Origin of the sequence: Chitinophaga sp. (assembly GCF_035761305.1) — a bacterium.
Classification (GTDB): domain Bacteria; phylum Bacteroidota; class Bacteroidia; order Chitinophagales; family Chitinophagaceae; genus Chitinophaga.
Map to the genome: position 1 here is coordinate 1 of NZ_DASTRI010000195.1, position 15,832 is coordinate 15,832.

The 15,832-nt window shown below is 49.9% G+C and carries 15 protein-coding genes; 9 read left to right on the forward strand and 6 right to left on the reverse strand.

All coding sequences use genetic code 11. The features are described from left to right. Window positions 1–1,722 (reverse strand): PKD domain-containing protein (locus tag VFS25_RS16585; protein ID WP_326463285.1); only part of this gene is annotated, 1,722 nt, incomplete at its 3' end. Between the two features lie 261 nt (window positions 1,723–1,983). Between VFS25_RS16585 and VFS25_RS16590 the strand changes: the two genes are divergently transcribed. Next, window positions 1,984–2,676 carry a rhodanese-like domain-containing protein gene (locus tag VFS25_RS16590; RefSeq protein ID WP_326463286.1) on the forward strand — a complete coding sequence of 231 codons (693 nt, stop codon included), beginning with the start codon at window positions 1,984–1,986 and terminating at the stop codon, window positions 2,674–2,676. Between the two features lie 245 nt (window positions 2,677–2,921). Here the strand turns inward: VFS25_RS16590 and VFS25_RS16595 are convergent, their stop codons facing one another. Beyond that, on the reverse strand, window positions 2,922–4,433 hold the full coding sequence (locus tag VFS25_RS16595; protein ID WP_326463287.1) for a carboxypeptidase M32: 1,512 nt from the start codon (window positions 4,431–4,433) through the stop codon (window positions 2,922–2,924). Between the two features lie 478 nt (window positions 4,434–4,911). On the opposite strand from VFS25_RS16595, the gene VFS25_RS16600 reads away from it, so the two are divergent. The 5 genes from VFS25_RS16600 (at window position 4,912) to VFS25_RS16620 (ending at window position 11,221) form a co-directional block, all read left to right on the forward strand. Then, complete coding sequence (locus tag VFS25_RS16600; protein ID WP_326463288.1) at window positions 4,912–6,006, forward strand: Nif3-like dinuclear metal center hexameric protein; 1,095 nt, start codon at window positions 4,912–4,914, stop codon at window positions 6,004–6,006. Window positions 6,007–6,011: 5 nt separating this feature from the next. After that, window positions 6,012–6,764 carry a zinc ribbon domain-containing protein gene (locus tag VFS25_RS16605; protein WP_326463289.1) on the forward strand — a complete coding sequence of 251 codons (753 nt, stop codon included), beginning with the start codon at window positions 6,012–6,014 and terminating at the stop codon, window positions 6,762–6,764. A 137-nt stretch (window positions 6,765–6,901) separates the two neighbouring features. Then, entirely contained in the window at window positions 6,902–8,383 is a 1,482-nt protein-coding gene (locus tag VFS25_RS16610; protein ID WP_326463290.1) for a tetratricopeptide repeat protein, read from the forward strand. 292 nt (window positions 8,384–8,675) lie between these two features. Beyond that, window positions 8,676–10,328, forward strand: a complete 1,653-nt coding sequence (gene recN, locus VFS25_RS16615) for a DNA repair protein RecN (RefSeq protein WP_326463291.1) — start codon at window positions 8,676–8,678, stop codon at window positions 10,326–10,328. 80 nt (window positions 10,329–10,408) lie between these two features. Then, a complete protein-coding gene (locus tag VFS25_RS16620; protein WP_326463292.1) occupies window positions 10,409–11,221 on the forward strand; it encodes an enoyl-ACP reductase FabI in 813 nt (270 codons plus the stop codon). 287 nt (window positions 11,222–11,508) lie between these two features. On the opposite strand, the gene VFS25_RS16625 is transcribed toward VFS25_RS16620, so the two are convergent. Continuing rightward, window positions 11,509–11,730, reverse strand: a complete 222-nt coding sequence (locus VFS25_RS16625; RefSeq protein WP_012794455.1) for a DUF2795 domain-containing protein — start codon at window positions 11,728–11,730, stop codon at window positions 11,509–11,511. A gap of 100 nt (window positions 11,731–11,830) precedes the next feature. Here VFS25_RS16625 and VFS25_RS16630 point away from each other — a divergent pair, with 100 nt between their 5' ends. Next, window positions 11,831–12,481, forward strand: coding sequence for an ABC transporter ATP-binding protein (locus VFS25_RS16630; protein ID WP_326463293.1), 651 nt, complete (start codon window positions 11,831–11,833; stop codon window positions 12,479–12,481). On the opposite strand, the gene VFS25_RS16635 is transcribed toward VFS25_RS16630, so the two are convergent. Genes VFS25_RS16635 through gatC form a run of 3 tightly spaced genes read right to left on the reverse strand, consistent with a single transcriptional unit; the run spans window position 12,478 to window position 14,059 of the window. Beyond that, window positions 12,478–13,038 carry a cob(I)yrinic acid a,c-diamide adenosyltransferase gene (locus VFS25_RS16635; protein ID WP_326463294.1) on the reverse strand — a complete coding sequence of 187 codons (561 nt, stop codon included), beginning with the start codon at window positions 13,036–13,038 and terminating at the stop codon, window positions 12,478–12,480. The genes VFS25_RS16630 and VFS25_RS16635 overlap by 4 nt on opposite strands. A 4-nt stretch (window positions 13,039–13,042) precedes the next feature. Next, window positions 13,043–13,759, reverse strand: a complete 717-nt coding sequence (locus VFS25_RS16640) for an ABC transporter ATP-binding protein (RefSeq protein ID WP_326463295.1) — start codon at window positions 13,757–13,759, stop codon at window positions 13,043–13,045. Between the two features lie 9 nt (window positions 13,760–13,768). Beyond that, window positions 13,769–14,059, reverse strand: coding sequence for an Asp-tRNA(Asn)/Glu-tRNA(Gln) amidotransferase subunit GatC (gene gatC, locus VFS25_RS16645; RefSeq protein ID WP_326463296.1), 291 nt, complete (start codon window positions 14,057–14,059; stop codon window positions 13,769–13,771). A gap of 97 nt (window positions 14,060–14,156) precedes the next feature. On the opposite strand from gatC, the gene trpS reads away from it, so the two are divergent. Further along, window positions 14,157–15,161 carry a tryptophan--tRNA ligase gene (trpS, locus tag VFS25_RS16650; RefSeq protein WP_326463297.1) on the forward strand — a complete coding sequence of 335 codons (1,005 nt, stop codon included), beginning with the start codon at window positions 14,157–14,159 and terminating at the stop codon, window positions 15,159–15,161. Window positions 15,162–15,198: 37 nt separating this feature from the next. Continuing rightward, a partial coding sequence (locus tag VFS25_RS16655) for a deoxynucleoside kinase (RefSeq protein WP_326463298.1) occupies window positions 15,199–15,832 on the forward strand: 634 nt, incomplete at its 3' end.

Sequence of the window (15,832 nt, forward strand, 5' to 3'; positions counted from 1 at the left end):
CGGGTTAATTTCAATCAGCATGCTTTTGGTGAGCACGTTGCGGCAGCCGTTGTTGATAACAGTAAGTGTTACGTCATGAAAGCCTATTTCGTCAAACTGGTGGCTGGGATTTTGCCCGGTAGCGCTACTGTTATCCTGCGGGAAGTCCCACAGCCATTCAGTACCCACAGGCACGGATTTGTTGGTGAAATTAAACAGGTCTGACTGGCAGCCTTTGTAATGGTCCACGTCAAAATCAACTTTCACAGGGCTGCCGGCTTCAATTGCCTGCGAAGCGCTCAGCTTACAGCCGTTTTCGGTTTCTATTTCCAGTGTAATTGTATAGTCGCCCTCTTGCGTATAGTCATGGGATGGTGTTTCAAGATTGGAGGTAGTGCCGTCGCCAAAGTCCCAGGTGTACTTTACAACAGCGTCTGCGGTCACTACCTGGGGGGTGAAATTTACAGTAAAAGGAATGCAGCCGCCATTGGTGCTCATCTGGAAGTTTACCTGCGGCTCCTGCACGCGCATATACGCCGGTTTGGTATTGGTGGCTCGGCAGCCAAACTGGTTAGTGACGGTTAGCCCTACGGTATAGCTGCCGCTTGCCGTATAGCTGTGTGTTGGATTTTGGGTGCTGGCTGCAGCACCGTCGCCGAAATTCCAGTTCCAGGCAGTGGCGTCCGGCGCTGTTGCCGTGAAAGTGGTATTGGTAGGTACATGGCAATCCGGGTTGGGCGTAGCCGTAAAATCCACTGCCGGCAAGGGATTTACATGTATTGTTTTGGTAATGCTTTCCTGGCAGTTATTGCCGAAGCTGGTGAGCTTTACTGTATAATCGCCCGGCAGCGGAAAGGTGAAGCTGGCATTAGGCGTATATTGTATGCTGCCATCCGGGAACTCCCAACGGGCCGACAGCGGTGCCGGAACGGTGGTATTGGTAAAGGTAACGGCCTGGTTTGAACAGCTGTTGCCGGTGGTAAAATCGGCCTTCATTTTCTGGATCTGTATATAATCCGGCGCAGACAGTGTTTGCTTACATCCTTCGGATGTAGCGGCGGTGAGCGTTACGGTAAAAGCGCCTTCGCTGGTATAGGTATGCTGGGGGGCGGCAGCTGTGCTGGTGGTGCCGTCGCCAAAATCCCAGGTGTAGGTAAGCGGCTCATTGGTAACGCTGGAGCTGGTGTTGGTGAAATTTACCGTAAGTGGGGTTGTACAGCTGCTTTGCACATCGCTGCTGAATTTTACAACCGGCGCATCCTGCACTTTTATTTGTTGGGTGGTGCCATTGGTACAGCCAAAACTGTTGGTTACGATATTGGCAGCTGTTTGTGTGCCGCCCAGGGTATAGGTATGGGTGGCGGGGCTGCCGCTGCCGTTAATGCCGTCGCCAAAATCCCAGGTAACGCTGGTAATGGTGCCGTCGCCCGGCGTACTGGTGTCTGTAAAGGTTACTGCCAGCGGCGCGCAGCCGCCAGGTACCGATGTGGTAAACGCAGGTACCGGCTTGTGGTACACCGTAACAGTTTTCTCTTTTTTGATCACAGCCCCGTCAGGATAAGTAACGGTTAGCGTAATTTTGTAAGTGCCTGGCGTGTTAAAGATCCTGGCAGGATTGGGATCTGTTACATCAGCCCCTACACCAAAGCTCCAGTTAAGGGAAGTGTAACCGGGGTCTGACTGGTTCTGGAATTGTACGGTTAATGGTTCGCAGCCACTCCATTTATTGGCGTCGAAATCCACATTATGGGTTTGCGCATGAACAATTGCAACAGGACACAGGTAGCAGCAAACCAGGCAAATGGTAAATCGTAGGAGCGTGCATTGGCTGAGCCAACGGCGACATAGGTGTTTCTGGTAATTCATTGGATAAGGTGCCCCGTCCCGCCGGGCTTGGATGCTTTCAAAAATGAAGCTAAAATTACTATAAATTACGTAATTCACTTATTAATTAACATTTGAATATGCATATATTGTTCAAAAATTTTTAAATAAAAGCAGGCTATGATTAAGTTATTCATTCAGCGTTATTTAGGAGCATTATTGTTGTGCATGCTGGCGCACGCAGCCACCGCACAGGAGGTGGATGTTAATACTTTTGAAAAGGGTATACAGCAACCGGCCATACAGGTGTTTGATGTAAGAACAGCCCAGGAATATAATACCGGCCATTTACCCAATGCCCTGCAGGCGGATTACACCAATAAGACCGAGTTTACAGAACGCGCAAAATACCTGGATAAGCAAAAGCCGGTATACATTTATTGCTTAAGCGGCGGCCGCAGCCATGCTGCTGCGCAATGGATGCGCGAGAACGGTTTTAAGAAAGTTGTGGAAATGGAAGGCGGCATCCGCTCCTGGACAGCGGCAGGCAAACCCCTGACAGGCGCCACTAAAGGCATAAAACAGCTGGCGGTAAATGATTTCCGGAACGCGGTTAAAAGCGGATGGGTGCTGGTAGATGTAGGCGCGGAGTGGTGCCCTCCCTGCCGCGCCATGGCGCCTGTGCTGGAGCAGTTCCTGCAAAAGCACCCGCAGGTAAAGCTGGTAAAGGTAGACGGCGGCCGTGACCAGGACGTCATGAAATCTGTAAACGCCAATGCCCTGCCCACTTTTATTGCCTATAAGGATGGAAAGGAAACCGGCCGCAAACAAGGCGTGGTAACGTTGCAGGAGCTGGAAGAAACACTGAGGTAATTGCGAATTATCAATTACGAATTACGAATTGATGCGGTGCGCAAATGTTGCCGGCGTTCATTCGTAATTCGTACTTGCTTTTAATTATTAGTTGTTAATTCCACGCATCGCATACCCTGCAAACAGCTCCGCCCGCAATTCGTAATTATTCGTATAATAATTTTCAAAGGCGCTTATGCACCGTTTTTGCGGGGGCGTAATTGACAATTCGCAATTCGTAATTAACTAATCCGTAATTCTCCTGTTTACAGCCCGTAAATGGGAAGAAACTTTTCCTCCGCATATTGTAGAAAATACCGGAAATCAAGCGGCTGCCCGGTAACCTTTTCGCACAGCTCATTGGAAGTGTAAAAACGTCCGTGGCGGTGAATGTTTTCCCTTAACCAGCTTAGCAGCTTCCCGTATTGCCCCCCGGCTATCTGCTCCATAAGGCCGGGTATCTGCTGCTTTGCCGCTGCAAAGAACTGCGCGGCATAAAAGCTGCCCAGCGAGTAGGTGGGAAAGTACCCAAAGCTGCCGTGCGACCAGTGAATGTCCTGCAGCACACCCTGGGTGGCCGCAGCTGCGCTTACATGCAGGTACTCCTGGTAATAGTGGTTCCATACCTGGTCCAGGTCTTTGGTGCTATAGGCGCCTTCCAGTAATCCCTTTTCTATTTCGTACCGGATCATTACATGAAAGTGATACGTTAGCTCATCGGCCTCTGTACGTATCAGCGAAGGCTGCACCTGGTTAATCCCTTTATAGAACTCGTCCAGCGAAATGTTTTGCAGGTTTTCCGGGAAGGTTTGCAGCAGCTTGCCGTAATGGTGCTGCCAGAAAGCCCTGCTGCGGCCTACATTGTTCTCCCACAGGCGCGATTGTGACTCGTGAATACCCAGGCTGGCGGCCTCGCCGCAGGGCAGGCCGTATTCGTCAACAGGCAGTCCCTGCTCATACAACGCATGGCCACCTTCATGAATGCAGCTCCAGGTCATGTTGCCAAAATCCTTTTCATCAATACGGGTGGTAACGCGTACATCCCGGGGATTAAAGCTGGTGGTAAAGGGGTGCTCGGAAATATCCTGCCGGCCGGCGCCCATATCATAGCCCATATCTTTTAGCAGACCAATACCCAGTTCCCATTGTTTGTTGCGGTCATAGTGAAGGTGCAGAAAGTCCTTATTCACCTGCGGGCGGGCCTCAATACGGCGCAGCAGGGGAGTAAGGGCGGTTTTAACCGAGTCAAAAATGGTGTCCAGCATGGCGGTGGTGGCGCCTTTCTCATATTCGTTCAGCAGGGCGTTGTAGGGATGGCCTTCAAAGCCCAGTATATGGGTTTCCTGTTTTTTCAGCAGTACCATTTTGGCCAGCAGCGGCTCAAATTCCGCGTAGCTGTTGGTTTTGCGGGCCTTTATCCAGGCGTGGTAGCAGGCGTTGGTAGTTTTCGACATTTCTGCTACAAAGCTGGCCGGGTATTTTTTATTCTTTTCATAATCCTCCTGCGCCAGTACTACGTTCCTGCGTTGAACAACATCCAGGTCGTTGCGGCTGCGCAGCTCCTGCAGCACATTGCCCAGCTCATCTGCCGTGAACATTTCATGCGCAATGGTAGAAAGGGTGGTAAGCTGCTGGCCGCGGAATCCGGCGCCTTTTTCGGGCAGGTAGGTTTCCTGGTCCCAGCCCAGTACTGCCATGGCATTGCGTACATCTGCATAAGCCTGCATTTTGGCAGTAAAGGTGCTGTATAGCTCGTTGGTGGGTTTCCGTGTGTTCATGGCGGCAAAATAAAAGAAAAGTTTTATTTGTTAACAGGCATACTTTTGTTTTGCCTGCAGGCGCGTTGCACAAACCGGTTTATACCGGTAGCATCTATGCCAAACAATCAGGGCTGGCCGGTGATCCGGTTTGCCATTGCCCCGCCGGAAGTGCGGCGGCGCTATACTGCGGTTACCTGGGTGCATCGCGGCTAACCTATACTATCATACGGTTATTTTCATTGTCCTGTGCAACCTCACTTCCATTGCGGTGCAACTGGTATGCTTCCCTCCTAAAAAGGCCCTTTTTCCCGGGTGAAACCCCAGCGAAACTCCTCCCCCCTACATAAACCCCTACATCCCCCCCTGCATGCTTTTCCGGGACCATCCTGGCAGCATTCCCCATCATTCAAAATCCCCTCTCGCCCTTATTCTTAATTATTCATTATCCATTCTTAATTAATTAATCCGGCCTCAATTTTCCTTATTTTGCCTCCTGATGAAAATCAGGGAAGTTATACAAGTCATTGAATCCTTTGCACCGCCATCCTTACAGGAAAGCTACGACAATGCAGGGCTGCTGTTTGGCAACCCGGGGTGGGAGCTTACCAATGCCCTCCTGGCCCTGGATGCTACGGAAGCCGTGATAGATGAAGCTATTGCCCGCGGCTGCAACCTGGTGATCGCCCATCATCCTATTGTATTTGGCGGGCTTAAGAAAATAACCGGCAGCAACTATGTGGAGCGGGTGGCTATCAAGGCCATTAAACATGATATTGCTGTATATGCCGCCCATACCAACCTGGATAATGTGCGCAACGGCGTATGCGCCATGATGGCGGCCCGCCTGGAGCTGCAGCAGTGCCGCGTGCTGGCCCCTAAAAAAGGCCTGCTCAAAAAGCTGTACACCTTTGCCCCGCATGACCAGGCGGAAAACGTGCGCAGCGCGCTTTTTGCCGCCGGGGCAGGCAACATTGGCAACTATGATGAATGCAGCTTTAACGCGGCAGGCACCGGCACTTTCAGGGCCGGCGCCGGTACCCATCCCTATGTAGGGGAGCAGGGGCAGCGCCATGCAGAGCCGGAAACAAAGCTGGAGGTTATTTTTCCCGCTTACCGGGAAGGCGCCGTTATACAGGCCCTGCTGCACAGCCATCCCTATGAGGAGGTAGCTTACGACATCATTAGCCTGGATAATGCCTGGCAGCAGGCCGGCTCGGGGCTAATAGGCGTTCTGGCGGAACCCCTGGATGAAAAAGCCTTTCTGCTGCTGGTAAAGCAGCAGTTTAACACGGGCTGCGTACGGTACACCCCCCTGCGGGGCAAACCGGTACGGAAGGTGGCGCTTTGCGGCGGTGCGGGCAGCTTTTTGCTCAAAAAAGCCATTAGCGCGGGAGCAGATGCCTATATATCTGCCGACTTTAAGTACCACGAGTTTTTTGATGCTGAAAACCAGCTGGTTATAGCAGATATTGGGCACTTTGAAAGTGAACAGTTCACAGTTGATTTATTTTACAATATTTTGACAGAGAAATTGCGTAATTTCGCGCCTCTTAAATCTACTATTCACACAAACCCGGTAAATTATTTATAAAATATATGGCTACCGTAAAAGAGTTCTCCGTAGAAGAAAAATTGGTGTCTGTGCTCAGACTGCAGAAGATCGATTCCAAGCTGGACGAGATCCAGGTGTTGAAAGGGGAGTTGCCGATGGAAGTGAAAGACCTGGAAGATGAGGTGGAAGGGTTAAATACCCGCCTTTCTCATGTTGAGGATGAGCTGAGGGGTATCCAGGACTTTATTGCCAACAAAAAAGCAGCTATCAAGGAGTCCGAAGCGCTGGTTAAAAAGTACGAGAAGCAGCAGGATAATGTGAAGAATAACCGCGAGTTTGAAGCAATCACCAAGGAAATTGAAATGCAGACCCTGGAGATCAAGCTGGCGGAAAAGCATATCAAGGACGCAAATGAGGAAATAAAGGATAAAAGCCGCCTGCTCGAATCTGCAAAAAAAGCCATCGTTGATAAAGAAGCTAACCTGAAACACAAGAAAGGCGAGCTGGAAAAGATCATCAGCGAAACGGAAAAAGAAGAGCGCCAGATACGTAAAGACAGTGAAGACGCCCGTACCAAGGTGGAGCCACGCCTGCTGGCAGCCTACGAAAAAATCCGCAAGAACTACCGTAACGGCCTGGCCGTGGTATCTATCGTGCGCGATTCCTGCGGTGGTTGCTTTAACGCTATTCCCCCCCAACGCCAGGCAGAGATCCGTCAGCGTAAGAAGATCATTGTTTGCGAACACTGCGGCCGCATTGTGGTAGATAATGACCTGGATGCTACCGTAACCATCTGAGCATAGTTTATAAAGATATAAAGTCCCGTCCCGGAAACCCACCGGGAACGGGACTTTTACTTTTACTGCCGTTGTTCCCTGCGTTTAATTATGCCGCTCTCTGCACAATTGGAATAGATTTTGAAATACTTTTGCGCATGCGCATTTTCCTGTCCATTCTATTACTTAGTATATCATTTACCGTTAGCGCCCGTCAAAAGGTGTACGATTTTAATACCCGCTGCCAGCAGGCTTATGAAGCCATTATGCAATTGCGTATAAACGATGGCAAAGCCCTGCTGGAAGCGGAAAAGAAAGAACATCCCGATAACCTGATCCCTTACTTCCTGGATAACTACGCCGATTTTTTTACATTATACTTTAATGAAGACCCGGCGGAATACGCTGCCAAAAAAGGACTGCGCGCCAGCCGGCTGTCGCTCATGGAGCAGGGGCCCGATAGTTCTCCTTATTACCTGTACTCCCAGGCCGCTATCAAGTTCCAGTGGGCCATGGTACGCGTTAAGTTCGGGGAAAAATGGGATGCTGCCTGGGAAATACGCAAGGCGTTTATGATGCTGAAAGACAACCAGCGTAAATTTCCGCAGTTCCCGCCTAACACCATGCTTATAAGCGCGATGCAAACGGTATTTGGCACCATTCCCGACGGCTATAAATGGATCAGCAGTGTGCTGGGCATGAAAGGCAGTATTAAACAGGGCATGCAAAACCTGCAGTCGTTCATTGACAGCAACGCCCCGCTGGCCCAAACTTTCAGGCCCGAAGCCTATTACTATTACTGCTACCTGAAGCTGTTCATGGAAAGTAACCCCGACGAGCTGTGGCAGTTCATACAACGCCGGCAGCTCGACACCCGCAACAACTACCTTTTTGCCCTGATGGTGGCCAACCTGGCTGTAACCAACCTGAAAGCCGACCTGGGTATTAAAATATTAACAGAACGGAATAACGGCCCTGCATACGCCGGCATCCCCTACGAGTATTATTTAATGGGCCTGCTGAAAATGAACCGGCAGGATGATGATGCCCATGTGTACCTCGAAAAGTTTATCAATACTTTCAAAGGAAAGTTCAATGTAAAGGAAGCGTTGCAGCGTTTAAGCTGGTACTATTACCTGCACGGCAATATGGAGGCCGCCAATAAATACCGCAATCTCATATTAACCCGCGGCAGCGCAGAAGCCGACAACGACAAGCAGGCGCTCAAAGAAGCCAGAAGCGGTAAATGGCCCAACAGCTTTTTGCTGAAGGTACGGCTGCTGAGCGATGGCGGCTTTTTTAACGACGCGCTGAAGCTCATGCAAACCAAAAAAGCTGCTGATTTTGCGTTGATCGAAGAAAAGCTGGAATATGCTTACCGCCTGGGCCGCATTTACGATGAAATGGGATCGGATGACCAGGCCATTGCCATGTACGATGCTACGGTAAAGGCAGGCAGCAACCGCCCGGAATACTATGCCGCCAGGGCCGCCCTGCAAATGGGATATATATACGAAAAACGTAACGATAAGGTCAAAGCCCGCCAATGTTACCAGTCCTGCCTGGATATGCCCGACCATGATTTTAAGAACTCCCTTGACCAGCGCGCCAAAGCAGGCCTTCAAAGGGTAGGGGGGTAGACTGAAAGAATGTAAAATGTAAAATTTTAAATACTAAATGTAAAAGTCGCGTGCAGTGTACATTAGGAGCATTAGTGTGCCGGATAACACAATACCAGACTTTTACATTTTATATTTTAGATTTATGATTTTACATTCTTTAGTGCCGCTAACCGCAAATACAATTCGTACCCGCGCGCTTATTTTACAGCGGTGCTGCCGTTAAAGCAGCGCCGCAACGCACATTGTGCAAAACTTATTATTTAAAATTCAGGCATTTCATTTTAATTCGTACCCGTAACGCAAAAGCCCTATGTTACAGAAACTGACAGTTAAGAACTATGCGATTATTGACCACCTGGAGGTAGATTTCTCCGGCCGCCTGAATATTATCACGGGCGAAACCGGCGCGGGTAAATCCATTCTCATGGGTGCGTTATCGTTAATACTGGGTGAGCGGGCCGATACCGGCGTGCTGTTTGACAAAACCGGCAAATGCGTGGTAGAAGGCGTATTTAAGATAAAGAAAGCGCTGGTGGCTGATTTCTTCCAGCAGCATGAGCTGGACCTGGAAGATGTGCTCATCATTCGCCGTGAAGTAAGCGCCAGTGGCAAATCCCGCGCATTTGTAAATGATACGCCGGTAAACCTTTCGCAGCTGGGAGAGTTGAGCAGCTACCTGGTAGACCTGCACCAGCAGTTTGATACCCTGGAACTGGAAAAAAGCGATTTTCAACGCCGCGTGATAGATGCCCTGGTGAACAAGCCCGAAACCCTGCAGCAATACCAGCAGCTATGGCAGCGCTATACGCAGGTGCAGCGACGTTTAAAACAGCTGCAGGACCAGCGCGACAGCGCCAACAAAGAGTTGGACTATAACAAGTTCCTGCTGGATGAGCTGGAAGATGCCGCTTTTACCGAAAATGAAATAGAAAACCTGGATGCCGAGCTGCAGGTGCTTACCCATGCGGAGGAGATTAAGAACGCATTGAGCAAAGCCTGCTTTCAGCTAAAGGAAGATGAGCAGCCCATGCTGCAGCAGCTGAAACAGCTGCAGTCCGCCCTGCAGGCCATGGCCGGCTATCAGCAGGAGCTGCCCGCCCTGGTAGCGCGCCTGCAATCATCCTACCTGGAACTGCAGGATATTGCAGATGAAATAGAGCGCATTAACGATGGCATACAATACGATGCCGCCCGCATAGCGCAGCTAAATGAACGCACTGCCACCGGCTACCGCCTGCTTAAAAAACATGCCGTGCAAACCACGGCCGACCTGATTAACATTAAGGCAGCGCTGTCTGTTAAGGTAGAAAGCGCGCTGAACCTGGATGAGCAGCTGCTGGAGCTGGAGAAAGAGCAGCAAAGCCTGCAACGCCAGCTGGAGCAGCAGGCAGCGGCCATTACCGCCCTGCGCACACAGGAGGTAAGCCCGTTTGAAGAAAAGGTAAATGCCCTGCTGGCACAGGTAGGCATGCCCAATGCGCGCCTGAAGGTGAGCATTGCGCCCGGCGCCCTGCAGGCCTGGGGGCAGGATAATATCGAGTTCCTGTTCGACGCCAATAAAAGCGGGCAGTTTGCGCCTATACGAAAAGTAGCCTCCGGCGGTGAGCTAAGCCGTTTAATGCTATGCATTAAATCACTGGTAGCACAGTCTGTAGCATTGCCCACACTGATATTTGACGAGATAGACACCGGTATTTCAGGGGAAGCGGCCCGGCAGGTGGGCGTAATACTCAAAGACCTGGCCCACGGCCACCAGGTGATTTGTATTACCCACCAGCCGCAGATAGCCGGCAAGGCCGATGCGCATTACTTTGTATATAAGGAAAACAGGGATGGCAAGGTAACCACGGGCGTACGCCTGCTGGGTACAGAAGAGCGTATTAATGCCATTGCGCAGATGCTCAGCGGTGAAAAGCCCACTGCCGCAGCCCTGGAGAATGCGAGGGAAATGGTGGCCGGTTAAAGGCGGCCGGCAGTTAAATATCTAATAGCAGTTTTTTCAACTATAACAACTATTTTTGCCGGAAATTAATTTTTGACCCAATGGCTCATAACTTATTACAAGGAAAGAAAGGTATCATATTCGGTGCGCTGGATGAGCAATCGCTGGCGTGGAAAACAGCTTTGCGCTGTAAGGAAGAGGGAGCCCAGTTGGTGCTGACCAATGCCCCTATAGCGCTGCGCATGGGCGAAATAAAAAAGCTGGCCGAAACCTGCGATGCACCGGTAATTCCGGCGGATGTGACCAATATGGACGATCTTAAAAATCTCTTTACAAAAGCCATGGAGCACTTTGGCGGTAAGGTGGATTTTGTGCTGCATTCCGTAGGTATGGGCATGAACGTGCGTAAGGGCCGCCCCTATACCGACCTGGATTATGACTTCAATCATAAAACGTTTGATATTTCCGCCATGTCACTGCACCGCGTGCTGCAAACAGCTTACCAGCTGGATGCGATCAACGACTGGGGCTCTGTAGTGGCGCTCACCTATATTGCTGCGCAAAGGGTATTCCCCGACTACAGCGAAATGGCCGATGCCAAGGCTCTGCTGGAATCTATTGCACGCAGCTTTGGCTACCACTACGGTATTCGCAACAAGGTGCGTATTAACACCGTATCGCAGTCGCCCACCAAAACCACGGCAGGCAGCGGCGTAAAAGGCTTCGACGGCTTTATGTCGTATGCAGAGAAAATGAGCCCCCTGGGCAATGCTACCGCCGACCAGTGTGCCAACTACGTGGTAACCCTGTTCTCCGACTTTACCCGCATGGTAACCATGCAAAACCTCTTCCATGACGGTGGTTTCTCCTTTACTGGCGTATCTGCCGGTATTGTAGCGCAAATGGAAAAATAAAAAGTAAAAAATAAAAAAGAATAAAGCCTGCAGCGGATAACTGCAGGCTTTATTCTTGCATGTTACAATCATTGTCCATCATCCGCCCAACCTTCTTTTTTCCCGGTATTTATTCGCATAAAAAAGCCTGCAGCGCGTGCTACAGGCAATCTATTAATAGCTTAACAGTTAGGGAAATCAATACAAAGCACATTGCAAAGTTGCATAAGTCAGGGGATGTACGCTTTACTTACCAGCTTTACAGGCCAACGGGCTTTTTGTTTTTTGCCCTCAGCTTTTGCCTTTCACTAATATTCGTCTTCGTTAAAGAAAAAGTCATCTTGTGATGGATAGTCAGACCATATATCTTCTATCCCTTCGTAAATTTCCCCTTCATCCTCCAATTCCTGCAAATTCTCAATCACTTCTATCGGTGCACCGGAACGGATGGCATAGTCTATCAGTTCGTCTTTCGTAGCTGGCCATGGAGCATCCTCCAGGTATGAAGCTAATTCTAATGTCCAGTACATGTTAGTAAAATTTTTACTGCCTTAAATTTTCGCAAAAGTATTATTTAATTTGAAATAAACAACTATTACTATTTTAACGGTGAATTACTTTTCTTTGAGTATGTTAGTTGCTCGCAATCTTACCAAAAACTATTCCAACTTACAGGTCGTAAAGGGAGTAGACATTACCGTAGCGCAGGGAGAAATTGTAACCATCGTAGGCTCTTCCGGGGCCGGAAAAAGCACCCTGCTGCACCTGTTAGGCACCCTGGACACGCCCAACTCCGGCGAAGTATACCTGCAGAATGTAAACATTACCAGTTTAAAAGGAAACGCCCTGGCCGATTTCCGTAACCGGAACATTGGCTTTATTTTCCAGTTCCACCACCTGCTGCCGGAATTTACGGCCCTGGAAAATGTATGCGTACCCGGATATATTGCAGGCACCCGTAAAAACCTGGTAAGGGAACGGGCCAGCTTTCTGCTGGAAACCCTTAACCTGCAGCACCGGATGGACCACAAGCCCAATGAATTATCCGGCGGCGAGCAGCAGCGCGTAGCCGTAGCCAGGGCCCTCATTAACACCCCTGCCATTGTAATGGCCGATGAACCTACCGGTAACCTGGACTCTAAAAATGCACGGGAGCTGCACCAGCTGTTTCTTCAGCTGCGCGACCAGTTTAAGCAAACTTTTATTATTGTTACCCACAACGAAGAGCTGGCGCCTTTAAGTGACCGGCAGCTCACCATGAAAGACGGGAAGATTATTTAAACCCGCGGTTTCCACACCACCTCCGGCACACCCAGCCGGTGCCCTGTCCAACGGGCTAAAACAAACAAATAATCGCTCAGGCGGTTAATGTATTGCAGCACCAGGGGCTCAATAAAATCGCCGGCTTCCTGCATGCCTACGCATAAGCGCTCTGCGCGCCGGCATACGCAACGCGCCACGTGGCAGGTAGACACCGCTACATGCCCGCCGGGCAATATAAACGATTTCATCACAGGCAGCTCCTCATTCATGGCGTCTATACTTTTTTCCAGCAGCTGTACATCTTCCGGTTTCAGGTCAGGTATGCTCATACCTGTTTCCTTTTCCGGGTCAGTAGCCAGGGAAGCGCCAATGGTAAATAAACGGTCCTGTATCTCTTTCAGTAAAGCATTGGTGGCCGTGTCGGTAATATGGTCATTTACCAGGCCAATGTAAGAGTTCAGCTCATCCACCGTACCGTAGGTTTCAATACGCAGGTGGCTTTTAGGCACTTTGGTGCCGCCTATAAGGGATGTTTTGCCCTTGTCGCCGGTTTTGGTGTATATCTTGGTAGACATGATCTCAGGAAATAGCCGGTTGCAGGTATTTCTCGTTCAGCTTATCTGTTTCAATTACGCCGTCGCGTAAACGTACTACGCGGCGTGCATGGTCGGCAATATCCTCTTCGTGCGTTACCAGCACTACGGTATTGCCGGAGGCATGGATCTGGCCGAATATATCCATAATTTCCACCGATGTTTTGGTGTCCAGGTTACCCGTGGGCTCATCGGCCAGTATCAGCGAAGGGCTGTTTACCAGGGCGCGCGCAATGGCTACACGCTGGCACTGCCCGCCCGAGAGCTCGTTGGGCTTGTGCTTATAGCGCTGCTCCAACCCTACCTTTTTGATCACCTCCATTGCCATCTCTTCCCGGGTTTTTTTATTCACGCCGGCATAGATCAGGGGTACTGCCACGTTCTCCAGCGCAGACAGGCGGGGCATCAGGTTAAACTGCTGGAACACAAAGCCTATTTCCTGGTTACGTACGCGGGCCAGCTCATTGTCCTCCATCTTGCTTACATCATGCCCGCTCAGCACATATTTGCCGCTGGTAGGAGTGTCCAGGCAGCCCAGTATGTTCATGAGGGTGCTTTTACCGGAGCCCGAAGGGCCCATCAGCGCTACATACTCATTCTTGAAAATATCCAGCGAAATGCCTTTCAGCACCGGCAGCTCATTGCGGCCAATGAAGTAGCTTTTGCGGATATGTTCCAGGTGGATGACAGAATCAGGTTGCATAGTAACAGGTTATTTCTTAATGACTTTGGGCACCTTAAAATACTGGTCGTTTGCCGATGGGGCGTTCAGCAGCCCCTCTTCCCGGGTAATGGAAGGCACCACCTTGTCCTCACGGAACACGTTGTAATTCTCCGTCAGGAACAGCAGGGGTTTTACATTCGTGGTGTCCAGCTCATTCAGCTTTTCCACAAAGGTGATCATGCGCTGCAGGTCATGCTGTATGCCTGCCCTTTCCTGCTCACTGAACTCCAGCCTGGCCAGGTTAGCCAGCTGTTGTACTAATGCATCATTTACTTCCATGATCAAATTAAATAAAAAGAAATTAAAATATTACTGATAAATATGACAGTGCCTCAAAATTAGGGATAAATGGGGATTTATTATCTTGCACCCCATTATGGCAACAGGAAAAGAAATTGTAGTAAGTGGCATTCGTTCTACCGGCTTTTTACATCTGGGTAACTATTTTGGCGCTATCCGTAATTACGTGCGGATGCAGGAAGATTATAACTGTTATTTTTTTGTGGCAGACTGGCATTCGCTTACCACGCATCCTGATCCTAAAGACCTGCGGGGCAACGTGTACCGGGTGGTGGCGGAAAACATCGCCTCCGGCCTGGACCCTGAAAAAGTGGCGCTGTACGCACAAAGCGATATACCGGAAATAGCAGAGCTGTACCTTTTGCTGAACATGTTAGCCTATAAGGGCGAGCTGGAAAAAGTGCCCACCTTTAAAGACAAGGTGCGCATGCAGCCGCAGAATGTGAACGCAGGCCTTTTAACTTATCCTGTATTAATGAGCGCCGATATACTGGTGCACCGTGCGGTGAAGGTGCCCGTAGGTAAAGACCAGGAGCAGCACCTGGAAATGGCGCGCAACTTTGCGCAGCGCTTTAACGCCCGCTATGGCGAGCTGTTTCCCGAACCAACGGCCTTTAACTTCGGCGGTAACCTGGTACGCATACAAAGCCTGGATGGCAACGGTAAAATGAGTAAAAGTGAAAATGAGATGGCAACGTTGTATCTTAACGATACAGATGAGCTGATCCGTAAAAAGATCATGAAGGCGAAAACAGACAGCGGCCCCGCTGAACCGGGCGCACTCATGCCCGACAGCGTTGCCAACCTGTTTACGCTTATGCAGCTGGTAACAGCGCCGGAGGTGGTAAAAACCTTTGAGCAGGCCTACCAGGATCAAACCATCCGCTATGGCGATATGAAAAAGCAGCTGGCAGAAGATATGGTAAGCTTTATGGCCCCCATCCGTGAAAAGGCGAAGGCGCTGCAGCAGGACGCCCCTTATCTGCAAAAAATATTAAAAGCCGGTGCAGAAAAAGCAAGAGCGAGCGCGGCACAAACTTTGCAGGCAGCAAGGAAATTAATCGGGATCAACTACTATTAACCGCCGATGATCTTTCTACACTTACCACAATAAACGCATGGCAAAACTTAACAAGATTAAACACATTGCAATAGCCGGTAACATCGGCGCCGGCAAAACCACCCTTACTGAAGCATTGGCCAAACATTACAAATGGACCCCCCAGTTTGAAGATGTGGAGCATAACCCTTACCTCAATGATTTTTATGAAGACATGCCCCGCTGGTCTTTTAACCTGCAGGTATATTTCCTGCACGGCCGCTTAAAGCAGTTGCTGGAAATACAGAACGGCAAGGACACCGTTATACAGGACCGCACCATTTATGAAGATGCGCACATTTTCGCCCCCAACCTGTATGAAATGGGCCTTATGACCAAGCGTGATTTTGACAACTATTTCAACTTTTTTGAAACGTTGAAATCGATGGTAAAACCACCGGACCTGCTGATTTATTTACAGGCCTCTGTGCCCACGCTGGTAGCGCAGATACAGAAACGCGGCCGGGAGTACGAAGAGAATATCCGCCTCGACTACCTGAAGCGCCTGAATGAATACTATAACAACTGGATCGAAAAATATAACGAAGGCCCGCTGCTGATAGTAGACATTGACAAGAACAAATTTCCCGACAGTGAGGAAGATCTGGGAGAGATTATTTCCCGTATAGACTCCCAGCTGTATGGCCTGTTCT